This window comes from Serratia sp. LACPHL-BACT-2024-00286, from assembly GCF_043109535.1.
In the GTDB taxonomy this organism is placed as follows: domain Bacteria; phylum Pseudomonadota; class Gammaproteobacteria; order Enterobacterales; family Enterobacteriaceae; genus Serratia; species Serratia sarumanii.
Window position 1 is genome coordinate 330,330 of sequence record NZ_JBICNA010000006.1, and the last position, 24,375, is coordinate 354,704.

Annotated in this window: 26 protein-coding genes and 4 tRNA genes; 22 read left to right on the forward strand and 8 right to left on the reverse strand. The window is 57.9% G+C overall.

The window, feature by feature from the left end; genetic code table 11:
• The first annotated feature begins 34 nt into the window (after window positions 1–34).
• The 3 genes from ACF8MC_RS19545 to chbG all read left to right on the forward strand — a co-directional run bounded on the left by ACF8MC_RS19545 (window position 35) and on the right by chbG (window position 3,194).
• On the forward strand, window positions 35–1,420 hold the full coding sequence (locus ACF8MC_RS19545) for a glycoside hydrolase family 1 protein (RefSeq protein ID WP_164105359.1): 1,386 nt from the start codon (window positions 35–37) through the stop codon (window positions 1,418–1,420).
• Between the two features lie 15 nt (window positions 1,421–1,435).
• Window positions 1,436–2,284, forward strand: coding sequence for a transcriptional regulator ChbR (chbR, locus tag ACF8MC_RS19550; protein WP_033637170.1), 849 nt, complete (start codon window positions 1,436–1,438; stop codon window positions 2,282–2,284).
• A gap of 148 nt (window positions 2,285–2,432) precedes the next feature.
• Window positions 2,433–3,194 (forward strand): chitin disaccharide deacetylase, encoded by a 762-nt coding sequence (gene chbG, locus ACF8MC_RS19555; protein ID WP_060423406.1) that lies wholly within the window; start codon window positions 2,433–2,435, stop codon window positions 3,192–3,194.
• 11 nt (window positions 3,195–3,205) lie between these two features.
• Here the strand turns inward: chbG and ACF8MC_RS19560 are convergent, their stop codons facing one another.
• On the reverse strand, window positions 3,206–4,585 hold the full coding sequence (locus ACF8MC_RS19560) for an MFS transporter (protein WP_049213106.1): 1,380 nt from the start codon (window positions 4,583–4,585) through the stop codon (window positions 3,206–3,208).
• Between the two features lie 243 nt (window positions 4,586–4,828).
• Here ACF8MC_RS19560 and pncC point away from each other — a divergent pair, with 243 nt between their 5' ends.
• The 3 genes from pncC (at window position 4,829) to recX (ending at window position 7,066) form a co-directional block, all read left to right on the forward strand.
• The gene (gene pncC, locus ACF8MC_RS19565; protein ID WP_033649270.1) at window positions 4,829–5,317 is read left to right on the forward strand and encodes a nicotinamide-nucleotide amidase; all 489 of its coding nucleotides are present in this window, start codon (window positions 4,829–4,831) and stop codon (window positions 5,315–5,317) included.
• A 111-nt stretch (window positions 5,318–5,428) separates the two neighbouring features.
• On the forward strand, window positions 5,429–6,493 hold the full coding sequence (recA, locus tag ACF8MC_RS19570; RefSeq protein ID WP_004932541.1) for a recombinase RecA: 1,065 nt from the start codon (window positions 5,429–5,431) through the stop codon (window positions 6,491–6,493).
• A gap of 60 nt (window positions 6,494–6,553) precedes the next feature.
• Entirely contained in the window at window positions 6,554–7,066 is a 513-nt protein-coding gene (gene recX / locus ACF8MC_RS19575; protein WP_047569255.1) for a recombination regulator RecX, read from the forward strand.
• Between the two features lie 40 nt (window positions 7,067–7,106).
• On the opposite strand, the gene ACF8MC_RS19580 is transcribed toward recX, so the two are convergent.
• A complete protein-coding gene (locus tag ACF8MC_RS19580; protein ID WP_162091232.1) occupies window positions 7,107–7,250 on the reverse strand; it encodes a hypothetical protein in 144 nt (47 codons plus the stop codon).
• Here ACF8MC_RS19580 and alaS point away from each other — a divergent pair.
• From alaS to luxS, 10 genes are all read left to right on the forward strand, one after another.
• Entirely contained in the window at window positions 7,200–9,827 is a 2,628-nt protein-coding gene (gene alaS, locus ACF8MC_RS19585) for an alanine--tRNA ligase (RefSeq protein WP_164105358.1), read from the forward strand. The two genes, ACF8MC_RS19580 and alaS, sit on opposite strands and share 51 nt — an antisense overlap.
• A gap of 252 nt (window positions 9,828–10,079) precedes the next feature.
• Window positions 10,080–10,265, forward strand: a complete 186-nt coding sequence (csrA, locus tag ACF8MC_RS19590; protein ID WP_004091602.1) for a carbon storage regulator CsrA — start codon at window positions 10,080–10,082, stop codon at window positions 10,263–10,265.
• 310 nt (window positions 10,266–10,575) lie between these two features.
• Window positions 10,576–10,668: transfer RNA gene (locus ACF8MC_RS19595), tRNA-Ser, on the forward strand.
• A 3-nt stretch (window positions 10,669–10,671) separates the two neighbouring features.
• Window positions 10,672–10,748 (forward strand) — tRNA-Arg (locus tag ACF8MC_RS19600).
• Window positions 10,749–10,806: 58 nt separating this feature from the next.
• Window positions 10,807–10,883, forward strand: a tRNA-Arg gene (locus ACF8MC_RS19605).
• A 191-nt stretch (window positions 10,884–11,074) separates the two neighbouring features.
• Window positions 11,075–11,151: transfer RNA gene (locus ACF8MC_RS19610), tRNA-Arg, on the forward strand.
• A 178-nt stretch (window positions 11,152–11,329) separates the two neighbouring features.
• Window positions 11,330–11,896 (forward strand): fructose-1-phosphate/6-phosphogluconate phosphatase, encoded by a 567-nt coding sequence (gene yqaB / locus ACF8MC_RS19615; protein WP_033650025.1) that lies wholly within the window; start codon window positions 11,330–11,332, stop codon window positions 11,894–11,896.
• Window positions 11,893–12,321, forward strand: coding sequence for a YqaA family protein (locus tag ACF8MC_RS19620; RefSeq protein ID WP_004932520.1), 429 nt, complete (start codon window positions 11,893–11,895; stop codon window positions 12,319–12,321). Before yqaB ends, ACF8MC_RS19620 begins: the two co-directional genes overlap by 4 nt.
• An 82-nt stretch (window positions 12,322–12,403) precedes the next feature.
• Entirely contained in the window at window positions 12,404–13,966 is a 1,563-nt protein-coding gene (gene gshA / locus ACF8MC_RS19625; protein ID WP_164105356.1) for a glutamate--cysteine ligase, read from the forward strand.
• A gap of 166 nt (window positions 13,967–14,132) precedes the next feature.
• Window positions 14,133–14,648, forward strand: a complete 516-nt coding sequence (gene luxS / locus ACF8MC_RS19630) for an S-ribosylhomocysteine lyase (RefSeq protein ID WP_019455133.1) — start codon at window positions 14,133–14,135, stop codon at window positions 14,646–14,648.
• A gap of 63 nt (window positions 14,649–14,711) precedes the next feature.
• Here the strand turns inward: luxS and ACF8MC_RS19635 are convergent, their stop codons facing one another.
• Window positions 14,712–16,001, reverse strand: a complete 1,290-nt coding sequence (locus tag ACF8MC_RS19635; protein WP_033637180.1) for an HlyC/CorC family transporter — start codon at window positions 15,999–16,001, stop codon at window positions 14,712–14,714.
• Window positions 16,002–16,042: 41 nt separating this feature from the next.
• Complete coding sequence (locus tag ACF8MC_RS19640; RefSeq protein ID WP_033637181.1) at window positions 16,043–16,834, reverse strand: inner membrane protein YpjD; 792 nt, start codon at window positions 16,832–16,834, stop codon at window positions 16,043–16,045.
• A gap of 169 nt (window positions 16,835–17,003) precedes the next feature.
• Between ACF8MC_RS19640 and ffh the strand changes: the two genes are divergently transcribed.
• The 5 genes from ffh to rplS all read left to right on the forward strand — a co-directional run bounded on the left by ffh (window position 17,004) and on the right by rplS (window position 20,620).
• Window positions 17,004–18,365 carry a signal recognition particle protein gene (gene ffh, locus ACF8MC_RS19645; protein WP_004932504.1) on the forward strand — a complete coding sequence of 454 codons (1,362 nt, stop codon included), beginning with the start codon at window positions 17,004–17,006 and terminating at the stop codon, window positions 18,363–18,365.
• Between the two features lie 214 nt (window positions 18,366–18,579).
• A complete protein-coding gene (gene rpsP, locus ACF8MC_RS19650) occupies window positions 18,580–18,828 on the forward strand; it encodes a 30S ribosomal protein S16 (protein WP_004932501.1) in 249 nt (82 codons plus the stop codon).
• A gap of 18 nt (window positions 18,829–18,846) precedes the next feature.
• Window positions 18,847–19,395, forward strand: coding sequence for a ribosome maturation factor RimM (rimM, locus tag ACF8MC_RS19655; RefSeq protein ID WP_033637182.1), 549 nt, complete (start codon window positions 18,847–18,849; stop codon window positions 19,393–19,395).
• Between the two features lie 52 nt (window positions 19,396–19,447).
• Window positions 19,448–20,215, forward strand: coding sequence for a tRNA (guanosine(37)-N1)-methyltransferase TrmD (trmD, locus tag ACF8MC_RS19660; protein ID WP_004932485.1), 768 nt, complete (start codon window positions 19,448–19,450; stop codon window positions 20,213–20,215).
• Window positions 20,216–20,263: 48 nt separating this feature from the next.
• Window positions 20,264–20,620: a 50S ribosomal protein L19 gene (gene rplS, locus ACF8MC_RS19665; protein ID WP_025301638.1), complete on the forward strand. Its 357-nt coding sequence runs from the start codon at window positions 20,264–20,266 to the stop codon at window positions 20,618–20,620.
• A gap of 143 nt (window positions 20,621–20,763) precedes the next feature.
• On the opposite strand, the gene ACF8MC_RS19670 is transcribed toward rplS, so the two are convergent.
• From ACF8MC_RS19670 to ACF8MC_RS19685, 4 genes are all read right to left on the reverse strand, one after another.
• Complete coding sequence (locus ACF8MC_RS19670) at window positions 20,764–20,991, reverse strand: ogr/Delta-like zinc finger family protein (protein WP_033637183.1); 228 nt, start codon at window positions 20,989–20,991, stop codon at window positions 20,764–20,766.
• Window positions 20,992–21,054: 63 nt separating this feature from the next.
• Window positions 21,055–21,570: a lysozyme gene (locus ACF8MC_RS19675; RefSeq protein ID WP_039568943.1), complete on the reverse strand. Its 516-nt coding sequence runs from the start codon at window positions 21,568–21,570 to the stop codon at window positions 21,055–21,057.
• Window positions 21,554–21,775, reverse strand: a complete 222-nt coding sequence (locus ACF8MC_RS19680) for an HP1 family phage holin (protein WP_025301641.1) — start codon at window positions 21,773–21,775, stop codon at window positions 21,554–21,556. Before ACF8MC_RS19680 ends, ACF8MC_RS19675 begins: the two co-directional genes overlap by 17 nt.
• A gap of 249 nt (window positions 21,776–22,024) precedes the next feature.
• Window positions 22,025–22,789 (reverse strand): YdiY family protein, encoded by a 765-nt coding sequence (locus ACF8MC_RS19685; protein WP_004932469.1) that lies wholly within the window; start codon window positions 22,787–22,789, stop codon window positions 22,025–22,027.
• 507 nt (window positions 22,790–23,296) lie between these two features.
• Between ACF8MC_RS19685 and ACF8MC_RS19690 the strand changes: the two genes are divergently transcribed.
• On the forward strand, window positions 23,297–24,373 hold the full coding sequence (locus ACF8MC_RS19690) for a 3-deoxy-7-phosphoheptulonate synthase (RefSeq protein ID WP_164105354.1): 1,077 nt from the start codon (window positions 23,297–23,299) through the stop codon (window positions 24,371–24,373).
• The last annotated feature ends 2 nt before the right edge of the window (window positions 24,374–24,375 follow it).

Here is a 24,375-nt window from a genome sequence, read left to right on the forward strand (position 1 = left end):
GGGGCGGCGCGGCCGCCCCGCGAGGGACGCGAGTATGGAATATCAATTTGCCGACGGGTTCTGGTGGGGGAGCGCCACCTCCGCGCCGCAGTCTGAAGGGGCGGCCGCGCGCGACGGCAAGAGCCGCAACATCTTCGACTATTGGTACGAGATCGCGCCCGAGCGCTTTCACGATCGGGTGGGGCCGGCCGAGGCCTCGACCTTTTACGACCATTTCCGCGCCGATATCGGGCTGCTCAAAACGCTGGGCCACAATACCTTCAGAACGTCTATCTCGTGGTCGCGGCTGATCCCGGACGGTGACGGCGAGGTGAACCCGCAGGCGGTGGCGTTCTATAACGCGATGATCGACGAGCTGCTGGCGCAGGGCATCACCCCGTTTATCAATCTCTACCACTTCGATATGCCGCTGTGCATGCAGCAGCGCGGCGGCTGGGAAAGCCGGGCGGTGGTCGAAGCCTATGCGCGTTACGCCGATATCTGCTTCGGCCTGTTTGGCGATCGGGTCACCCACTGGTTCACCTTCAACGAGCCGATCGTGCCGGTGGAGGCCGGTTACCTGAATGACCTGCATTACCCTTGCGTGGTGGACTTCAAACGGGCGGTCACCGTGGCGTATCACAGCGTACTGGCGCACGCCATGGCGGTGCAGCGTTTCAGAGCGCGGGAGCTGCCGGGGAGCATCGGCATCATTCTGAATCTGAGCCCGACCTATCCACGTTCCGACGCGCCGGAGGATCGGCAGGCCGCGCACGACGCCGATCTGCTGCTCAACCGCAGTTTCCTCGATCCGGTCGCCAAAGGGCGTTATCCGGCGGCGTTGCTGCAGCTGCTGGAGCGGCATGGGCTGATGCCCCACTGCGAGCCGCAGGATGCGCAGCTGATTGAAGGCGGCGTGGTGGACATCCTCGGCGTCAACTACTACCAGCCGCGCAGGGTGCAGGCGAAAGAGGGGCGTCATGCCGAGGGGCCGATCGCATCGCCGGAGGATTTGTTCAGTTACTATGCAATGCCGGGCCGCAAAATCAATCCGCACCGCGGCTGGGAGATCTACGAAAAGGGGCTGTACGACATCCTGATGGATCTGAAAGAGAACTACGGCAACCTGCCTTGTTATATTTCGGAAAACGGCATGGGCGTTGAGGGCGAAGAGGCGTTTATCGGCGCCAATGGGCGGGTGGAGGACGATTACCGCATCGACTTTATTCGCGAGCACCTGAAGTGGCTGCACCGCGCGCTGGCGGAAGGCTCGCAGTGCAAAGGCTATCATCTGTGGACCTTTATCGACTGCTGGTCCTGGCTGAACGCCTACAAGAATCGTTATGGGCTGGTGCGGCTGGATCGGGCGGATCAGCGCCGCACCATCAAGAAAAGCGGCTACTGGTTTGCCGAGGCGGCCAGACGCAACGGATTTGACTAACGGGAGGCCGGCGCCGTGTCCGACAACCGAATTTCGCTGAGTGCCAACGACGTGAAGCTGATTCGCGAGCAGGATTTTTTTAACTGCAAAGATTTTCACCTGTTTATCTACAACAAGGTGGAAAGCGCCACCGGGCTGCATCAGCACGACTATTACGAGTTCACCATCGTGCTGAGCGGCAAATGCTATCAGGAGATCAACGGCAAGCGGGTGCTGCTGGAGCGCGGGGATTTCGTCTTTATCCCCATCGGCTCCTACCACCAGAGCTTTTACGAGTTCGGCGCGACGAAAATCTTCAACGTGGCGGTCAGCAAAGCGTTCTTTGAAGAGCACTATTTGCAGCAGCTGCCGCGCTGCTTCGTCGCCTCGCAGGCCTACAGCCTGAGAAACGAGTTTTTGGCCTATATCGAATCGGTGGTGAGTTCGCCGCAGTTTCGCGAGGACGACTTCGCCGAATTTCTCGAAACGCTGACCTTCTATGTGATCAGCCGTATTCGTCACCATAAAGAAGAAAACGATGGCGGCGATGATATCCCGCAGTGGCTGAAGAACACCCTGGCCGGCATGCATGACAAGGCGATGTTCGGCGAAAGGGCGTTGGCTAACATGGTGGCGCTGTCGGGGAAAACCCAGGAATATCTGACCCGGGCGATGCGGCGTTACTACCACAAGACGCCGATGCAGGTGATCAATGAGATCCGCATCAACTTCGCCAAGACGCAGCTGGAGGTCACCAACTATTCGGTTTCCGATATCGCCTTCGATTCCGGCTATGGCGATGTCAGCCTGTTCATTAAAAACTTCAAGCGGCTCACCGATGTGACCCCAGGCAACTACCGAAAAAAGTGCTACGGCCCTCTTTAGGGCCGCTCCCGATCAGTATCAACGCCGATATGCCGATGAGCTTCAGGCCGCCGGCCGGTTAATCATTCGATTTTTACCTTAGCGAAGGGGAATGCCGCGCCGGTCGGTCGGGCTTCCCTTGCCAAAAATTCATCCCGCGGGAGCCACTATGGAAAAACTACTGATCGTGAATGCCGATGACTTCGGCCTGAGCAAGGGACAAAACTACGGTGTTATCGAGGCGTATCAGCATGGCGTCGTTTCCTCTACCACGGCGATGGTGAACGGCGGCGGCGCACAGCACGCGGCGGCGCTCAGCCGGCAATATCCGGGGTTACCGATCGGGCTGCATTTCGTTTTGACCCATGGCAGGCCGCTGGGCGCCATGCCTTCGCTGGTCAACGAGCATGGCGAATTGGGTAAATGGCTGTGGCGCCGCGCCGAGGCCGGCGAGCTGCAGCTGGACGAGATCCAGGAGGAGCTGCAGCGCCAGTTCGCGCGGTTTGTGACGCTGTTCGGCAGGCCGCCGACGCACATCGACAGCCACCACCATGTACATATGCAGCCGCAGATTTACCCGCTGGTGGAGGCGTTTGCGCAGGCGCAGGGTCTGCCGCTGCGCCTCGATCGCGAAGAGGCGAAACGGCGCGATATTGCGTTGCAGACGCCCTGCAGCACCGACGCGTTTGACGCGGGATTCTACGGCGAAACGATTTCCGAAGCCTTGTTCCTGCAGCGGTTGGCGCGCGCCGACGAGCAGGGTGCCGAGTCATTGGAAATGATGTGCCACCCGGCGTTCCTCGACGCGACGATCCTGCAGAGCAAATACTGCCACCCGCGCCTCGTCGAGCTGGATGTGTTGACCGCGCCGACACTGAAAGCGGCGATCGCCGAACGCGGTTTTCTGCTGGGCTCTTTCCTGGATCTGTAGCTCCGCGCCGTTTACAGCATGGCGTGCGCCTTTTTCAGGCCGGTGTCCTCTTGCGGATCGGCGCCCTGAGGCAAGTGCTCCGTTTCCTGTTCTTCAGGCTGCGGCTCGTCGACATCGGGCGCCGCTTCCGGCGGGGGCATGGTGTCGTGAATGATCTGCTCATCAAAGGTCGGATTGAGCGCCGGCGACAGCGGCGAGCTGGCGAGGCTGTCCGGCAGCGGAATGTGCGGCACCGGCGCGTCCTGCGCCAGCTGCGGCTCCTCCGCTTTCGCCGTGCGGCTGAGGGCCGCCAGCAGCACGCCGCACAGGGCGAAGAAGGCGTACAGGATATTGCCGCCAAGCGGCTCGATCAGCGCGCCGACCGCCAGCGGCCCGATGCTGGCGCCGACGCCGAACGCCATCAGCAGGCAGGCGGCCAGCGAGACGCGACGCTCCGGCTCGATCAGATCGTTGGCCAATGCCACCACCAGCGGGTAGAGCGTAAACTGCAGCATGCTGACGACGAACCCCACCGCCAGCAGCAGCGGGAAATCGATGTGCGGCAGCAGCGCCAGCGGCAGCGCCGCCACGATCAGAAAAATGGCGTTGAGGCGCATCAGCAAGGGGCGGTTATAGCGATCCGACAGCCAACTGAGCGGGAATTGCGCCACCAGCCCGGCGAAGATGGCCAGCGCCATGAACAGGCCGGTTTGCTGTGTGCTTAAGGATTGCAGGCTGGCGTAGACCGGCGCCAGGCCGTAAAACGAACCTACCACCATGCCGATCACCAGCGTGGTGGCCAGCACCTTGGGAATAGCGCCGACAAAGTAACGCAGTTCCATCGGCGCCGGCGACATGTGGCGCGCATTGGTGCGGGTGGTGAGAGCGATCGGCACCAGGCAGAGCGCGAAGCACAGTGCGATCACCAGCAGCGTGGCGATGCCCAGATTGCTTTGCAGCATCAGCACGATCTGGCCCAGAGACATGCCGAGATAGGTCGCCGCCATATAGAAACCGAACACCATGCCGCGCTGGTTGGATTCCGCCTGGTCGTTCAGCCAGCTTTCCAGCACCATGAACTGACACATCATGCACAGCCCGATCACCAGGCGCAGCGCAACCCAGGCGGGAATGAACGCCGTCAGGCCGTGCCCCAGCACCGCGGCGGTAATGATGCCGGCGCAGGCCACGTAGGCGCGGATATGCCCGACGCGGGCGATGAGAAAGTGGCCGACCTTACCGCCGATCACCAACCCGATGTAGTTGGCGGCGATGATGGCGCCGATCAGCGCGCTGCTGACGTGGATGGAGGCCAGCCGCAGCGAGACGTAGGTGGTGAGCAGGCCCGAGCCCAACAGCAGCAGCAGGGTGGTGGTGTACAACGGCAAGAATACGCCCAACGTTTTTTTCACGCTATCGTCCTAATCTCTTCTGGTGCGCCCTGAGGCCGCCGCCGCAGCGTGCCGCCTCCGTGATGTTCCTTGTGCTGGTGCGCCGCCGCTCGCTGGGGCGCTTCTTTTGATACTAGCAGCTTGGCCGGGCGCTTAAAACCGCACCTCCTGCGAGGCGCTGCGCATTTCTGCGCGCCAGACGTCGTGCCGCCTTGATAAATGCTACTATCGGGCGCATATACCTGAATTCGCGAGGGAGGGGTTATGAGTGAAAACCAACTGCGCCGGCTCAGCGTGCTGGCGGGGGAAAAACTGAAGGCTCAGGGCCGCTGGATCACCTGCGCGGAATCCTGCACCGGCGGCGGCATCGCCAAGGCCATTACCGATATCGCGGGGAGCTCCGCCTATTTCGATCGCGGTTTCGTCACCTACAGCAATGCGGCGAAGCACGACCTGCTGGGGGTGAGCGAAGCCACGTTGGCGGCGCACGGCGCGGTCAGCGAAGAGGTGGTGCGCGAGATGGCGATAGGGGCGCTGCGTGCGGCGCGGGCCGATCTGGCGCTCTCGGTAAGCGGCATCGCCGGCCCGGACGGCGGCAGCGCGGAAAAGCCGGTCGGCACCGTGTGGTTCGGCTTCGCCGGCAGCGATGGCCGGGGGCTGTCGCGCAAGATGCAATTCGAGGGCGATCGCGATGCGGTGCGGCTGCAGGCGACGATTTTCGCGCTGCAAACCGCCATCGACGAATTTTTGTAAATTAGGCTTGATACTGTATGACCATACAGTATAATTAGTGACATTTCCTGCACAACATACATTCAGTGGCAGTGTGGGGTAACACCGGCATTGCGAAACGAAGGAGCAAAAATGGCTATTGATGAGAACAAGCAAAAGGCGTTAGCTGCGGCACTGGGCCAGATTGAGAAACAGTTCGGCAAAGGCTCCATCATGCGCCTGGGTGAAGACCGCTCCATGGACGTGGAAACGATCTCCACCGGCTCACTGTCACTCGATATCGCTCTGGGCGCCGGCGGCCTGCCGATGGGCCGCATCGTCGAAATCTACGGCCCGGAATCCTCCGGTAAAACCACCCTGACGCTGCAGGTGATCGCCGCTGCGCAGCGAGAAGGCAAAACCTGTGCGTTCATCGACGCCGAGCACGCGCTGGATCCTATCTATGCGAAAAAGCTGGGCGTCGATATCGACAACCTGCTGTGCTCCCAGCCGGACACCGGCGAGCAGGCGCTGGAAATCTGTGATGCGCTGACCCGCTCCGGCGCGGTTGACGTCATCATCGTCGACTCCGTGGCGGCGCTGACGCCGAAGGCGGAAATCGAAGGTGAAATCGGCGATTCGCACATGGGTCTGGCGGCGCGCATGATGAGCCAGGCGATGCGTAAGCTGGCCGGCAACTTGAAAAACGCCAATACCCTGCTGATCTTCATTAACCAGATCCGTATGAAAATTGGCGTGATGTTCGGCAACCCGGAAACCACGACCGGCGGTAACGCCCTGAAGTTCTACGCTTCGGTGCGTCTGGATATCCGCCGCATCGGCGCCATTAAAGAGGGCGACGAAGTGGTGGGCAGCGAAACCCGCGTGAAAGTGGTGAAGAACAAAATCGCTGCGCCGTTCAAACAGGCTGAATTCCAAATCATGTACGGCGAAGGCATCAACAGCCGTGGCGAGCTGGTCGATCTGGGCGTGAAGCACAAGATGATCGAAAAAGCCGGCGCTTGGTACAGCTATAACGGCGAGAAAATCGGTCAGGGCAAGGCGAATGCCTGTAACTTCCTGAAAGAAAACCCGGCTATCGCCGCCGAGCTGGATAAGAAGCTGCGCGATTTGCTGCTGCACAGCGGCGGTGAGCTGGTGGCCGCTTCCGGTGACGACTTCGAAGACGACGAAGCGGAAACCAGCGAGCAGTTCTAATCGCTGAAGATGTGCGCCGCCGTTCGTGTGGCGCATATCCCATAAATTCAGGCTTGAATGATGAATGACTTGCTAAGCCGCGCCATGCGCCTGCTGTCGCAACGCGATCATAGTGAAGCTGAACTGCGCCGCAAACTTGCGGCGCAGCCGTTTGTGGCGAAAGCCCGTTTTGGCAGCAAGGGGCCACATGCGCCGGCATCACCGCCGGTGGTTGAAGAGCCGGTGGATCCTGCGCTGATCGAGCAGGTTATCGCCTACTGTTACCAGCATAATTGGCTAGACGATAAGCGTTTCGCTCACAGCTACATCGGTAGCCGCAGCCGTAAAGGTTACGGTGCGCAGCGCATCCGCAGCGAACTGATGCAAAAGGGCGTCGACAAAGCGCTGGTGCAGGACGCGCTGGCGGAATGCGATATCGACTGGTGCGAACAGGCAAAACAGGTGGCGCAGCGAAAATTTGGCGATGCGTTGCCAACCGACTGGAAAGAGAAAGCCAAAGTGCAGCGTTATCTGCTCTATCGCGGGTTCTTCCAGGAAGAAATTCAGTCAATTTACCGTGATTTTGCGCAATGAGCGCACACGGGGTTTTACTTCCCTCTGAAGAAAATTTATCTTATCCCCACTTTTTGTTCGTGAGCTGGTTGTCATCGTCGGGATGACGCGTCACCGGCTCACGTGTCGTTATTCTAGCCTTTCCAGGAAAATTATGAGCAAGAGCACCGCTGAGATCCGTCAAGCGTTTCTCGATTTCTTTCATAGTAAGGGTCATCAGGTTGTAGCGAGCAGCTCCCTGGTGCCTAACAATGATCCGACATTGCTGTTTACCAATGCCGGCATGAACCAATTTAAGGATGTTTTCCTGGGGCTCGACAAACGCGCCTATTCCCGCGCCACCACCTCGCAGCGCTGCGTGCGCGCAGGCGGCAAGCATAACGACCTGGAAAACGTCGGTTATACCGCGCGTCACCACACCTTCTTTGAAATGCTGGGCAACTTCAGCTTCGGCGATTACTTCAAGCACGACGCGATCGGCTACGCATGGGAACTGCTGACCGGTGAAAACTGGTTCAACCTGCCGAAAGAGCGACTGTGGGTCACCGTGTATGAAACCGATGACGAAGCGTTCGACATCTGGCAGAAGCAAATCGGCGTACCGGCCGAGCGCATTATCCGCATCGGCGACAACAAGGGCGCGCCTTTCGCTTCCGACAACTTCTGGCAGATGGGCGACACTGGCCCATGCGGCCCGTGCACCGAGATTTTCTACGATCACGGCGATCACATCTGGGGCGGCCCTCCAGGCAGCCCGGAAGAAGACGGCGACCGCTACATCGAGATCTGGAACATCGTTTTCATGCAGTTCAACCGTCAGTCCGACGGCACCATGCTGCCGCTGCCGAAACCTTCTGTGGATACCGGTATGGGTCTAGAGCGCATTGCGGCGGTGTTGCAGCATGTGAACTCCAACTATGAAATCGATCTGTTCCGTACCCTGATCGCCGCCGTGGCTAAAGTGACCGGCGCAACCGATCTGGACAACAAATCCCTGCGCGTTATCGCCGACCACATTCGTTCCTGCGCCTTCCTGGTGTCGGACGGCGTGATCCCGTCTAACGAAAACCGCGGCTATGTGCTGCGCCGCATCATTCGTCGCGCGATCCGCCATGGCAACATGCTGGGCGCGAAAGACACCTTCTTCTACAAACTGGTGGCGCCGTTGATCGAAGTGATGGGCCCGGCGGCCGACGAACTGAAACGCCAGCAATCGCTGGTGGAGCAGGTGCTGAAAACCGAAGAAGAGCAGTTTGCCCGCACGCTGGAGCGTGGCCTGGCGCTGTTGGACGAAGAGCTGGCCAAGCTGCAGGGCGATACCCTGGACGGCGAAACCGCTTTCCGTCTGTACGATACCTACGGTTTCCCGATCGATCTGACCGCTGACGTCTGCCGCGAGCGCGGTTTGAAAGTCGACGAAGCGGGCTTTGAAGAAGCGATGGAAGCGCAGCGCCGCCGTGCGCGCGAATCCAGCGGCTTTGGCGCCGACTATAACAGCCTGATCCGCGTGGACGGCAGCAGCCAGTTCAGCGGTTACGATCACGACGAGCAGCAGGCGACGGTCATCGCGCTGTTCCGCGACGGCCAGCCGGTCGATCAGATCAACGCCGGGGAAGAGGCGGTGGTGGTGCTGGATGAGACGCCGTTCTATGGCGAGTCCGGCGGCCAGGTCGGCGATAAAGGCGTGCTGAAAGCCGCCGGCGCTGAGTTTACGGTCAACGATACCCAGAAATACGGTCAGGCTATCGGCCATCAGGGCAAACTGGCGCAGGGTTCGCTGAAGCTGAACGATCGCGTGGACGCGCAGATCGACGCTGAGCGCCGTAACAGCATTCGTCTGAACCACTCCGCAACTCACCTGCTGCACGCCGCGCTGCGCCAAACGTTGGGCGACCACGTCGCGCAGAAAGGCTCGCTGGTTAACGACAAATACCTGCGTTTCGACTTCTCGCACTTCGAAGCGATGAAGCCGGAGCAAATCCGCGAGGTGGAAGATCTGGTGAACCAGCAGGTGCGTCGTAACCTGCCGGTGCAGACCGAGCTGATGGCCTTGGAAGATGCCAAAGAGAAGGGCGCGATGGCGCTGTTCGGTGAGAAGTACGATGACAACGTGCGCGTGTTGACCATGGGCGACTTCTCCACCGAGCTGTGCGGCGGCACCCACGCCAGCCGCACCGGCGATATCGGCCTGTTCCGCATTCTGAGCGAGTCGGGCACCGCGGCGGGCATCCGCCGTATTGAAGCGGTGACCGGCGCTGGCGCTATCGCTACGCTGCATCAGCAAAGCGATTTGTTGCAAGACGTTGCTCAGTTGGTCAAAGGCGACAGTAACACCCTGACCGATAAAGTGCGCTCGGTGCTCGATCGCACGCGCGCGCTGGAAAAAGAACTGCAGCAGTTGAAAGATCAGCAGGCGGCGCAGGAGAGCGCTTCGTTGTCCAGCCAGGCAAAAGTGGTTAACGGCGTGAAGCTGTTGGTCAGCCAGTTGGACAATGTCGAAGCCAAAATGCTGCGCACCATGGTGGATGACCTGAAAAATCAATTGGGTTCGGCCATCATCGTGTTGGCAACGACGGCTGATGGCAAAGTCAGCCTGGTTGCTGGTGTGACCAAGGATCTGACTGACCGCGTGAAAGCCGGCGAGTTGATCGGCAACGTGGCGCAGCAGGTCGGCGGCAAGGGCGGTGGTCGCCCGGATATGGCGATGGCGGGGGGGACGGATATCAACGCCCTGCCAGCGGCGTTAAACAGCGTAGAAGCCTGGGTGGCCTCGAAGCTGTGAATATAAATAAATAGCACGCACAAACGCCATAATACTTTGTTGATTATGGCGTTTTCATACTGTGCTAACACAATTTAGTTACAATTGCGGGAACAAAGTTTTTCAGGTCGGCTAAACTTACCATTATCTGAGGTGGGACCAAGTCTGCTTACACTTATTGTGGGTTGCGTGGCTTACGTTTTCACCACATATGATGGATAATGACGGGGAAACTGAGAGACCCGACTCTTTTAATCTTTCAAGGAGCAAAGAATGTTAATTCTGACTCGTCGAGTTGGTGAAACCCTCATGATTGGCGATGAGGTTACGGTTACTGTGCTAGGGGTAAAAGGCAACCAGGTGCGTATTGGTGTGAACGCCCCCAAAGAGGTTTCGGTTCACCGTGAAGAAATCTATCAGCGCATTCAGGCAGAGAAGTCTCAGCAGACGACTTACTGATTCCGAAGCAGCGTCTCGTTGCCAGACGAGACGCTACTGCATCGTTTTACCCACTTCCTTCGCCCTCCCTCTTCTTTTTCGTGATTATTTTCCCGGTTAGTTTCCTGCTTTGTTGCTACAGACGCGGCGGTTGCCTGTTGATAAAACGCCCTTTTTGCCGTGAAATCGCCCATGTTGGGTGCGAATTGTGCAAACGCGCATGAGTTGGGAAAAATTGTTTGACTTAAAAGTCGGAGAAAGTAATATGTGCGCCACGCAGTGCCGATGAGCTTCTCTAAAGCGAGTTAGGCACAATTCGAAAGAAGCGTTTGGTGAGGTGGCCGAGAGGCTGAAGGCGCTCCCCTGCTAAGGGAGTATGCGGTCAAAAGCTGCATCCGGGGTTCGAATCCCCGCCTCACCGCCATTTGCATCCGTAGCTCAGCTGGATAGAGTACTCGGCTACGAACCGAGCGGTCGGAGGTTCGAATCCTCCCGGATGCACCATATTAGCCGTATGGTAGAGTTGGGAACAAAGTACCATAGGGTATCAAAGAATTACTGTGCATCCGTAGCTCAGCTGGATAGAGTACTCGGCTACGAACCGAGCGGTCGGAGGTTCGAATCCTCCCGGATGCACCATTCTTCACTTCCCGTACTGCGAAGAGAAATCTTCAGGCGGGCAGTAAAAAAGAAAGTGTCCCTTAGGGAGGATAACGTTGCTTCAGCAACGGCCCGCAGGGTGAGGCGCAAGCGCCGAATCATCCTCCCGGATGCACCATTCTTTAAGTCTGGCTTCATTAGCGAAGCAGGCAAGCAGAAAAAACAGTAATGCATCCGTAGCTCAGCTGGATAGAGTACTCGGCTACGAACCGAGCGGTCGGAGGTTCGAATCCTCCCGGATGCACCATCTAAGAGAAACCCGCTTCGGCGGGTTTTTCGCTTTTCAGCATTTAACCATTCTCTCTTCACCCCCGTCCTCCTTTGCGCCCGATAGGGCATAGCACATTCCGTTATGACGCAGTCAGCGACAACCCAACGGCTTTACGCTAAAGTAGTTTTCTTTCCTCAACGATCATGGAGTAACGATGTACGACCGCTATCAGGGTCTTATTTTCGACATGGACGGCACGATTCTGGACACCGAGCCAACGCACCGTAAAGCGTGGCGTGAAGTGCTATCCCGTTATGGCATGACGTTTGATGAAGCGGCCATGGTGGCGCTGAGCGGTTCGCCGACCTGGCGCATCGCGCAGGCGATTATCGCCAGCCATCAGGCCGATCTCGATCCTCATCACCTGGCCGCGGAGAAAACCCGCGCGGTGGAAGCGATGCTGCTGGACAGCGTGCGTCCATTGCCGCTGATCGAGGTGGTGAAGTCCTATCATGGCCGCCGTCCGATGGCGGTCGGCACCGGCAGCGAGCACCGCATGGCGGAAATGCTGCTGCGTCATCTCGGCCTGTTCAACTGCTTCGACGCGATCGTCGGTGCGGACGACGTGCAGCGCCACAAACCGGAGCCGGACACCTTCCTGCGCTGCGCCGAACTGATCGGCGTGCGGCCGGAAAAATGCGTGGTGTTTGAAGACGCTGATTTCGGCATTCAGGCGGCGAAAAGCGCCGGTATGGCGGTGGTAGACGTCCGTACGCTGTGAGTAGTACGCTAGCCGTAATATCGTTATTTGGCAGTAGCTTCCTCAGTGCGACGCTGCTGCCGGGAAATTCAGAAATCGTTCTGGTCGCCTTGCTGACCCAGAGTCGCGTCTCGCCGGAGTTGCTGGTGCTGGCAGCGACCCTGGGCAACACGCTGGGTGGCTTGACCAATGTCATTATCGGGCGCCTGTTACCGGCGTTGAAACCACAGCGGGGGCTGGCAACGGCGCTCGGGTGGCTGCAACGCTTCGGCCCGGCTGCGCTGTTGCTCAGCTGGGTGCCGGTGGTGGGCGATTTGTTGTGCGTGTTGGCAGGTTGGCTGCGCATGCCCTGGGGCTCTGTCGCGCTGTTTCTGTGTATCGGAAAGGCGCTGCGTTACATCGTTTTGGCTATGATAACGGTACAGGGCATCGCCTGGTGGCAGTAACCAAGTGAATATAACTCAATATTCTCTCGGGTGCGGATTCAGTATGCTTACGAGTTATTGTTTTTAGAAGCGGGAGGTCAATTTGATCCCGGACGTATCACAGGCGCTTTCTTGGTTGGAAGCCCATCCCCAGGCATTAAAAGGCATTCGTCGCGGCATCGAGCGTGAAACGCTGCGGGTCACGCCGAACGGCACCTTGGCGACCACCGGGCATCCGGAAAAGCTGGGCGCGGCATTGACGCACCACTGGATCACCACGGATTTCGCCGAAGCGCTGTTAGAGTTCATTACGCCGGTTGATGGCAATATCGATCACCTGCTGACGTTCCTGCGCGATATTCATCGCTACGTGGCGCGCAATATCGGCGATGAGCGCATGTGGCCGCTCAGCATGCCGTGCTTTATCGAAGCCGAGCAGGATATCGAGCTGGCGCAGTTCGGCTCGTCGAACATCGGCCGCATGAAGACGCTGTACCGCGAAGGGTTGAAGAATCGCTACGGCGCGCTGATGCAGACCATTTCCGGCGTGCACTACAACTTCTCGCTGCCGCTGGAGTTTTGGCAGGCCTGGGCCGGCGTGCAGGACGCAGAAAGCGGTAAAGAGCAGATCTCGGCGGGCTATTTCCGCCTGATCCGCAACTATTACCGTTTCGGCTGGGTGATCCCGTATCTGTTCGGGGCATCGCCGGCCATTTGTTCTTCGTTCCTCAAGGGGCGCGAGACCAATCTGCCGTTCGAGCGCACCGAGCAGGGGATGTGCTACCTGCCGTACGCCACTTCGCTGCGCCTGAGCGACCTGGGTTATACCAACAAGTCGCAGAGCAATCTGGGCATCACCTTTAACGATCTGCACAGCTATGTGGCCGGTCTGAAACGGGCGATCGCGACGCCTTCCGAAGAGTTCGCCAAGCTGGGCGTGAAAGAGGGTGACCGTTACCTGCAGCTGAACAGCAACGTGCTGCAAATCGAGAACGAGCTGTATGCGCCGATCCGGCCGAAGCGCGTGACCAAAAGCGGCGAGACGCCGTCGGACGCGCTGCTGCGCGGTGGTATCGAATACATCGAAGTGCGTTCGCTGGACATCAACCCGTTCTCGCCGATCGGCGTGGATGCGGTGCAGGCGCGTTTCCTGGATCTGTTCCTGGTGTGGTGCGCGCTGGCCGATGCGCCGGAGATGAGCAGCGATGAACTGCTGTGCACGCGCAAGAACTGGAACCGGGTGATCCTGGAGGGCCGCAAGCCGGGCCAGACCATCGGCATCGGCTGTGGCGCCAGCCATGAACCGCTCGAAAAAGTGGGCAAGGCGTTGTTCGCCGATCTGCGTCGAGTGGCGGAAGTGTTGGACGGCGAAGCCGGCGATCGCCAATACCAGCAGGTGTGCGATGAGCTGGTCGCCGCGTTCGACGACCCTGAGCTGACCTTCTCCGCGCGCATCCTGAAAGCGATGCAAGCGGAAGGCACCGGGCGCGTCGGCCTGCAATTGGCGGAGCAATATCGCAAGATGCTGCTGGAAGAGCCGTTGGAAATCCTGAACGAGGGCGAGCTGGATAAAGAGCGGGAAGCCTCGTGGCAACGCCAACGCGACATAGAAGCCAATGATACGCTAAGCTTTGAAGCGTTCCTGAAGCAAAACGGCGGAAGCTGAAAAAGAAAAAGGCCACATCAATGTGGCCAAATATGCATCTCTGATGACAGGGATGATGATAACAAATGCGCGTCTTTCAGATACTGAGACTCGCAGGGTTGGAAAAGGTTTCCCGGTTAGGAAAAAAAGTTTCGAAATAAATGCTCTTTTACGAGGAGGTAGCGAAATGCCATTGCTGGATAGCTTTACCGTCGATCATACCCGTATGGCAGCCCCGGCTGTCCGCGTTGCGAAAACCATGAAGACGCCTCACGGCGATACCATCACGGTGTTTGATCTGCGCTTTTGCCGCCCGAACCTGGAAGTGATGCCCGAGCGCGGCATTCACACGCTGGAGCACCTGTTCGCCGGCTTTATGCGTGACCACCTGAACGGCCAGGGCGTGGAGATTATCGACATCTCCCCGATGGGCTGTCGTACCGGTTTCTACATGAGCCTGATCGGCGTGCCGGAAGAGCAGCGCGTAGCCGATGCGTGGAAAGCGGCGATGGCCGACGTGCTGAAAGTGACCGACCAGCGCAAAATCCCTGAGCTGAACGAATACCAGTGCGGCACTTACCATATGCACTCGCTGGAAGAAGCGCAGGAGATCGCCAAGCACATCCTGGATAACGACGTGGTGGTGAACCACAACGACGAGCTGGCGCTGCCGAAAGAGAAGCTGCAGGAACTGCATATCTAGCCGCGAGTTCCCGCAGAGAAAAAAAGACGCGATTTCGCGTCTTTTTTACGTTCTGGCCAGCGGTCAGTGATGGCCGACGCTGGACTGCAGCGAGGTGATCGGCGTGACCCGCACCTGTTTTATCATGTTGCCCTGCACGTCGAGAATGTCGATATCGTAATGGCCGATACGCAACCGGGTGCCGATTTCGGGGATCTCTTCCAGCTCTTCGAGCAGCATGCCGTTGACGGTGCGCGCCTCGTTGGCCGGCAAGGTCCAGTTGAAGGCCTTGTTCAGCTCGCGCACGTTGGCGGTGCCGTCGATCAAGACCGAACCGTCGCTCTGCGGCGTGACCTCTTCCGCCAGCGTGGGTGACATCGAGGTGGTGAAGTCGCCGACGATCTCCTCGAGGATATCCTCCACCGTGACCAGGCCCTGAATGTCGCCGTACTCATCGACCACGATGCCGACCTTCTCTTTGTTGCGCTGGAACTTCACCAGCTGCACGTTGAGCGGCGTGCCTTCCGGCACGAAGTAAATCTCGTCGGCGGCGCGCAGCAGGTTCTCTTTGTTGAACTCTTTTTTCTCGGTCATCAGGCGGTAGGCTTCGCGCACGCGCAGCATGCCGATGGCGTCGTCCAGCGAACTGCGGTACAGCACGATGCGGCCGTGCGGCGAGTGGGTCAACTGGCGCATGATCGACTTCCAGTCGTCGTTGACGTCGATGCCGACAATCTCGGTGCGCGGTACCATGATGTCGTTAACCGTCACCTTTTCCAGATCCAGCACCGAGATCAGCATGTCCTGATTGCGCCGGGAGATTTGCGACTGGGATTCGCGCACGATGGTGCGCAGCTCATCCTTGCTGACGGCATCGCTGATGCGCACGTTGGTGCGAATGCCGAACAGGCGCAGCGTCATACTGGTAATGCCGTTGAGCAGCCAGACCAGCGGGAACATCACTTTTTGCAGCGGCGCCAGCAGAAAGCTGCTGGGGAAGGCGATGCGTTCCGGGTAGAGCGCGGCGAAGGTTTTCGGCAGCACTTCGGCGAACAGCAGCACGGCGAAGGTCAGTATGCCGGTGGCGATCGCCACGCCGAGGTCGCCATACAGCCGCATGCCGACGATGGTCGCCAGCGCCGAGGCGAGGATGTTGACCAGGTTGTTGCCGATCAGCACCAGGCCGATCAGCCGATCCGGTTTTTGCAGCAGCTTCTCCACACGGCGCGCCGAGCGATTGCCCTGTTTGGACAGGTGACGCAGGCGATAACGGTTGAGCGTCATCATGCCGGTTTCGGAGGCGGAGAAGTAAGCGGAGACCACGATCATGATCACCAGGATAATGATGAGGGTCCCCGTCGACACATGCTCCAATGCAGTATTCCTTATAGAGAGGGAAAGTTGAGGCGGCCGGCTTAGCGCACCATCACCTGCTGAATCAGACGGCTGCCGAAGTAGGCGAGCGTCAGCAGGAAGGCGCCGGCGAAGCTGAACCAGACGACGCGGCGGCCGCGCCAGCCTTCATGGTAATGGCCCCACAACAGCACGATATACACGAACCAGGCCATGATCGACAGCACCGCTTTATGCACGTTCTCTTTGCTGAACAGGTTATCCATGTACAGCAGGCCGGTGCACAGAGTGAGCGTCAGCAGCACCACGCCGATCTGGGTGATATGGAACATCTTGCGCTCGATGCTCATCAGCGGCGGCATGTCGGCGCTAAAGGTCAACTTCTTGTTTTTCAGAAGGTAGTCGAGCCAGGCAAGCTGCAAGGCGTAGAGCGCGGCGATGATCAGGGTGGCGTAAGAGAACAGCGCCAGGCCGATATGCACCATCAATTCCGGGCTGGACTCCAGGTGAGTGATGAACTCGCCGGGCATGAAGCTGGCGAAGGCCAGATTGATCATCGCGAAGCTGTAGACGATCGGCAGCAGGAACCAGCCGCGGTCGCGCGAGGCGACGAAGGTCATGACCGAACAGATGATCAGGCTGACGATCGAGCCAATGTTCAGCAGGCTGAGATTCTGCCCGGCGCTGACGTCGAAGATGCGCTGCTGCAGCGCGATGGCGTGGCAAATCAGCGCCACCACCGCCGAGACGAGGGCAAGCCGACGGTATGCGCTGTTCTTCCGCAACAAGCTGGGAATGATCAGTCCAAGGCTGAGCAGGTAGGCCATCAAAGCCACAATGGAGAAAACTGGCATAGCGTTTAATTTTGCTTCGGCGTGGTTAATTGGAGTGTCAGTATAACGTTGCGCGCGTTTCACTCCAACCTATCTCCAACGCTGAGGCAGAGATCCGGCGCGCTTCGTGTTATCATCGGCGCAATTGTGTCGCCGGAGCGGCCTGTCATCACACGTTGAGCATGAGACGATGTTTGAAAATTTAACCGATCGATTGTCGCGCACGTTGCGCAATATCAGCGGCCGCGGGCGGCTGACCGAAGAGAATATCAAGGAAACCCTGCGTGAAGTGCGTATGGCGTTGCTGGAAGCGGACGTCGCGCTGCCGGTGGTGCGCGACTTCATCAACCGCGTCAAAGAGAGCGCGGTCGGCCATGAAGTCAACAAGAGCCTGACGCCGGGGCAGGAGTTCGTCAAGATCGTCAAGGGCGAGCTGATCGCCGCGATGGGCGAAGTCAACACCGAGCTGAATCTGGCGGCCCAACCGCCGGCGGTGGTGCTGATGGCGGGCCTGCAGGGCGCCGGTAAAACCACCAGCGTCGGTAAGCTCGGCAAATTCCTGAAAGAAAAACAGAAGAAGAAAGTGTTGGTGGTTTCCGCGGACGTTTATCGCCCGGCGGCGATCAAACAGCTGGAAACGCTGGCGGAAGGCGTCGGCATCGACTTCTTCCCGTCCGACGTCAAAGAAAAACCGATCGACATCGTCAATCGCGCGCTGCAACAGGCCAAGCTGAAATTCTACGACGTACTGATCGTCGATACCGCTGGCCGTTTGCACGTTGACGAAGCGATGATGGACGAGATCAAACAGGTGCACGCGGCGATCAAGCCGGTGGAAACCCTGTTCGTGGTCGACGCCATGACCGGCCAGGACGCCGCCAATACCGCCAAGGCGTTTAACGAAGCGCTGCCGCTGACCGGTGTGGTGCTGACCAAGGTCGACGGCGACGCGCGCGGCGGTGCCGCGCTGTCCATCCGTCATATCACCGGCAAGCCGATCAAGTTCCTCGGCGTGGGCGAGAAGACCGAAGCGCTGGAGCCGTTCTACCCGGATCGCGTGGCATCGCGCATCCTGGGCATGGGCGACGTGCTGTCGCTAATCGAAGATATCGAAAGCAAGGTCGACCGCGAGCAGGCGGAGAAGCTGGCCAACAAGCTGAAGAAGGGCGACGGTTTCGATCTGACCGATTTCCTGGAGCAGCTCAAGCAGATGCGCAACATGGGCGGCATGGCCAACATGCTGAGCAAGCTGCCGGGCGCTGGCCAGCTGCCGGACAACGTCAAGTCGCAGATGGACGATAAAGTGCTGGTGCGCATGGAGGCGATCATCAACTCGATGACGCTGAAAGAGCGCGCCAAACCGGAAATCATCAAGGGCTCGCGCAAGCGCCGCATCGCGATGGGGGCCGGCATGCAGGTGCAGGACGTCAACCGCTTGCTGAAGCAGTTCGACGAAATGCAGCGTATGATGAAGAAGATGAAGAAAGGCGGCATGGCGAAGATGATGCGCGGCATGAAAGGTATGATGCCGCCGGGCTTCCCAGGCCGCTGATAGGCCTCCGCACGCCGAGTGCGGGCGCTTTCAGCATTCGCCGTTCGCGGTGAAAACCGCCCGAAATTTGACAGGCTGCAAAAGTTGTCCCCTGCGATCGACGCTTTAGATTGCTTTTTGCGCCAAAATGAGTAAAATTTTCGGGCTTTTTATATTGCAACCGGGCCCCGTCCCTCAATGGGGCCCGGCTGTTTTATTAACTAAAGAGGATGTTATGGTAACAATTCGTTTGGCACGTGGCGGCGCTAAAAAGCGTCCGTTCTATCAAGTAGTAGTGACCGACAGCCGCAACGCTCGTGATGGTCGTTTCATCGAGCGCGTAGGCTTCTTCAACCCGATCGCTTCCGGTCAGGCTGAAGCACTGCGTCTGGACCTGGACCGCATCGAGCACTGGGTCGGTCTGGGTGCAACCGTTTCTGATCGCGTTCACGCGCTGATCAAAGACGCTAAGAAAGCAGCTTAATCTGTCGCGGTGGTGGCAATGAGCAAGCAACTCAAACCGGTAGCGCCGATCGCGCCGATTGTACTCGGTAAAATGGGGTCCGCTTACGGCATTCGTGGTTGGCTCAGAGTGTTTTCATCCACCGAGAACGCCGAAAGCATTTTTGACTATCAGCCGTGGTTTATCCAGCAGGCGGGTCAGTGGCAGCATATCGAGTTGGAAGACTGGAAGCGCCACAGTCAGGATCTGATCATCAAGGTCAAAGGCATTGACGATCGGGACGCGGCGAATCTGCTGACTAATCGCGAGATTATGGTGGATTCCGATCAACTTCCTCCGCTGGAGGGTGATGATTACTACTGGAAAGACCTGATGGGCTGCCAGGTAGTCACTACCGCCGGCTACGAGCTGGGTAAAGTCATCGATATGATGGAAACCGGCTCGAACGATGTGATGGTTGTGAAAGCGAACCTGAAAGATGCGTTCGGCATGAAGGAGCGGTTGATTCCGTTTCTTCATGGGCAGGTTATCAAGAAAGTCGATCTCACTGCCCGCGTGATTGAGGCAGATTGGGATCCTGGTTTTTGACCCTCGGATCAAACGGTCGAAGCAAGTGGAATAACGGTAAGGGGATTGGCTTGTGTTCATCGGTATTGTAAGCCTGTTTCCTGAGATGTTCCGCGCTATCACCGATTACGGGGTGACTGGCCGGGCAGTAAAAAATGGCCTGCTGAGCGTGCAGTGTTGGAGTCCTCGCGACTTCACCTACGACCGGCATCGCACCGTGGACGATCGCCCTTACGGCGGCGGCCCGGGAATGCTGATGATGGTGCAACCTTTACGGGAAGCCATTCATGCGGCGAAAGCAGCGGCAGGCGAGGGAGCAAAGGTGATTTATCTGTCACCTCAGGGGCGCAAGCTGGATCAAACCGGCGTGTGCGAACTGGCGGCCAATCAGAAGATGATTCTGGTGTGCGGCCGCTACGAAGGGATAGACGAGCGCGTAATCCAAACCGAAATTGACGAAGAATGGTCAATCGGCGATTACGTTCTCAGCGGCGGGGAACTGCCGGCGATGACCCTGATTGATTCAGTCGCCCGTTTCATACCGGGTGTGCTGGGCCATCAGGCCTCAGCGGAGGAAGACTCCTTCGCCGACGGATTGCTGGACTGCCCGCACTATACCCGCCCAGAGGTGTTGGAAGGGATGGAAGTACCGCCGGTTCTGCTGTCGGGCAACCATGCCGAGATACGTCGCTGGCGCTTAAAGCAGTCGCTGGGCCGAACCTGGCTTAGAAGACCTGAACTTCTAGAAAGCCTAGCTCTGACTGACGAGCAAGCGGTGTTGCTGGCTGAGTTCCAACGGGAACATCAGGCCAGGCAACAGGACTATGAAGGAAACGTCTGACATCAGACGGGACCGATATATCAGTTTACCTAGGGTAAGAGACATATTATGAGCAACATTATTAAGCAACTTGAACAAGAGCAGATGAAACAAGACGTACCTGCATTCCGTCCGGGTGATTCCGTGGAAGTGAAGGTATGGGTCGTTGAAGGTAGCAAAAAACGTCTGCAGGCATTCGAGGGCGTGGTTATCGCTATCCGTAACCGCGGTCTGCACTCTGCATTCACTGTTCGTAAGATTTCCAACGGCGAAGGTGTTGAGCGCGTATTCCAGACTCACTCCCCAGTAATCGACAGCATTGCTGTGAAACGTCGTGGTGCCGTTCGTAAAGCTAAACTGTACTACCTGCGTGAGCGTACTGGTAAGGCTGCTCGTATCAAAGAGCGTCTGAACCGCGTTGGCTAACGCTGCATCCAAAAGTTAATAGTTATCAGGGGTTGGCATTATGCCAACCCCTTTTTTTATCTGGAAAATCTATCATCTCGCATTTGCGAGACTTGGCCGCCTGGCAGCGACATTAAAAAGCCTGCATCAGCAGGCTTTTTGCATTACAGCGCGGCGGCGCTTTGTTTATGCTGACTCTCCGGCGGGTGCGGCTGCGCCGGGACAATGTCATCGCCAGGTTTGACGATCACCCGCGCGACGGACTCGTGCGTGGCGAACGTGCAGCTGCAATTGATGTTGCGGCATTGATGGTAACGCTCTTTGGTCGACTCGCTCAGATAGCGGCTGGAGCGAGTGTGGGCCACGTGACCGCATAATGGACAGTGCATCATAAGAACCCCCTTGAACAAATTAAGTGAAATTGTTGTGGCATCACCCTTCGGCAAGCGAACTCGTCATGATGAGGCAATACCCTGCAAGCACAGTGCGCGTTCCGTGGCGCGTCGCTGTTCCAGCCCTTTGTTTTTCTTTCCGTTTACGTAAATCCAGCGAGGCAACTGATCGCAGGCCTGCCGCCACTGGCGCTGTTGCAGCAGCGCGACCAGCGTAGAGTGGCAGGCTGCGCTGATGCCCACGTTGAAGGCGAAGGCGATCACCGCATCATAGGTTTGTTGCGAGAGCGTATGCGGCAGGCAAGCGGCCATGCCGCGTTCGGTGCGGCGAACATCGTCGACCAAACCCACCGCGGCTTGCCGTTCATCGATCGTCTTGCCTGGGATGACGTCGGCAGTATGCCCAATGCCCTGCGTCCACACCCCGGCGCTGCACTGGTAAGGCGACAGGCGGCAACCTTCGAGATCGGCGATCAGCCTGAGACCGGCTTCTGAGGTTTGCAGCTCGCCAAATGACGGTAACAGCACCGCGATGGCCAAAACGGCGGCGACGCTGCAGCGCTTAACGATTGCACTCATCGTAAATTTTCCTCCGTGATGCCGCATTGCGCTCAATGGCCTTCAAGATCTGCAGGCTTTTACGTCGGTAGTACCAGTTCACCAGAAACGTGCCGATGCCTACCGCCGCACCGACTAAAAAGGCAATGTCCTGCGGAGAGAGCTTGCCGAGCCAGGCGAGAAACAGCGCCATGGCGTAGGTGATGAATGAGGTGATTTTCTCCATAACTTATGCTCGCTTTGTTTACAGCATCTCGGGAACTATGGTGGCCATCGATGCGTTACTGGTCGCTCACTATCGAAATCCATCATGCCCCGAGGCTGTACAATAATTACTGTATATGCATACAGTATTAAGCTATTTGCTAAAGTCGTCAATGGGTGGGATGAATATTTTTAGCAGATTGTGCAAAAGAGGGCGGCAGGCATAAAAAAGCCCACCGATGATGGGCTTCGAGAGATTCTGGAAGGGAGATTACAGGCCGTAGACCAGCGTGACCGAGGTGGTGGTGTCGGTGTTTTTCGGTGCCGAGGCCGGCGGTTTGCTGTTGTAGGTCACGGTGTAGGCTACGCGCAGTGAGAAGCGATCGTTGATCGCCACGTTCAACGCGCTTTCCGAGTTCAGCGTGGTTTCCTCGTTCGCCAGCGCGGAAACGCCCTGAATGAACTTGGTGTTGTCGGTCAGCTGATAGGAATAGTTGGCCGCACCGTAGGCCAGCCCTTTGGTCGAGCGGCCGCCGCCGTGGTATTCGTCATGGCGCACGCCGGGACCGAATTCTACCCGCAGGTCGCTGAGCGGCCCGTTGAGGAGTTGACGGCCGTAGCCGCCCGTCAGCGTGGAGCGTGAATCGTAACCGTTGAAACGGTCGCTCAGCCAGCTGGCTTGGCCGAACAGGTAGTTGCGGTCGGTCAGGTTATAGCGCGTACGGCCACCGGCCTGGTATTTTTCGGAGGAGCGTACGTTGGAGGAGGTGGTGTTGTTGGCCGCCCCCCACAGGCTGTACGCCGCGTCGCTGTTGAACCAGGTCATGTTGGTGTTGGCCAGCAGGGTGGAACTCTGCGAGTTGCCTGACTGGGCGTTGTAGCCCGCCTGCACGTTGCCTTCAAACGGTTTCTTGGCGGTGGCCGGATCGTCCATCGCGGTGAAAAGCGTATTGTCGGCGAGAGCTGAAACACTGGTGAAAGTCGTTAAGCAGCAAATATACAGCGGAAAAGCGCGACGAGCGCGAGAAGAGAGCATTTTGGATCCAGTTGTTAAGGGTGGTTATTGTTGATGACGGTCACATTATATCGGTTCATTTCGGCGACAAAAATAGCCGCCATTAGCTTAAGTTTTTAATTTTTATTCCTTATTTATTCGCTTTTCTTCTACTGAAATTCATCGCTTTCAGCAGCGCTTCGTGCTGAGTCTGGCGGATGCCTGTCTCAGCCCATTCGTTGGCGCTGAGGTGGGGGGCGCGTCTTCCTTGTAAAATCAAATGTACATTTATGTTTACGATTCCCGTCTATTGCCAGGCAAGCGGGTAGAGAGGCGCTGGCAATCTTTTTGTTTGTATATGTTATTGAAATTATTGAGTTTATTTTATTTATTGAAGTACCTTTCCCAATGGTTTTTCTTAGGGGTAATTACGGTAATTTTTTATTTACGGAAATTGGATTGAAAACTTTACATTGCGTGATAAGGTAGAGCCCTGAAACGCTCAAGGTTCCACTTCAACGCATAACGCCAAACGACAGGAATAGCATCATGCAAAAAGACGCGCTCAATAACGTACACATCAGTGCAGAACAGGTTCTCATCACACCGGAGGAGCTGAAGAACCAGTTCCCGCTCAGCGCCGACGACGAAAATGAAATCGCCACCGCGCGCAACACCATCGCCAACATTTTGCAGGGGCGCGATCATCGCCTGTTGGTAGTGTGCGGGCCTTGTTCGATCCACGATCCGGATGCGGCGCTGGACTATGCCCGTCGTTTGAAAACCCTGGCGGCTGACTTGAGCGATCAGCTGTATATCGTTATGCGCGTCTATTTTGAAAAACCCAGAACCACTGTCGGCTGGAAAGGTTTGATCAACGATCCGTACATGGACGGTTCGTTTGACGTTGAAGCAGGCTTGCATATCGCGCGTCGCCTGTTGCTGGATCTGGTGGGCATGGGCTTGCCGTTGGCTACCGAAGCGTTGGATCCGAACAGCCCGCAGTACCTGGGGGACTTGTTCAGCTGGTCGGCGATCGGTGCGCGCACCACCGAGTCGCAGACCCACCGCGAAATGGCTTCCGGCCTGTCGATGCCGGTCGGCTTCAAAAACGGCACCGACGGCAGTCTGGGCACCGCCATCAACGCCATGCGCGCCGCCGCCATGCCGCACCGTTTTGTCGGCATCGACCAGGCGGGCCAGGTTTGCCTGCTGCAGACCCAGGGCAACCCGGACGGGCATGTGATCCTGCGCGGCGGTAAAACCCCGAACTACAGCGCCGAGCACGTTGCGGCCTGTGAAAAACAGATGCTCGAGGCGGGACTCCATCCGTCCTTGATGATAGATTGCAGCCATGGCAACTCGAATAAAGACTATCGCCGTCAGCCGGCGGTGGCCGAGTCCGTGGTGGAGCAGATTAAGGCGGGCAACCGTTCGATCACCGGCATCATGCTGGAGAGCCATCTGCATGAGGGCAACCAGTCTTCCGAGCAGCCGCGTGCAGACATGCGTTACGGTGTGTCCGTCACCGACGCCTGCATCAACTGGGAAAGCACGGAAACGCTGCTGCGTCATATGCATCAGGAACTCGGCGCTGCGCTGACGGCACGCACGGGAGAAAAGTAAGT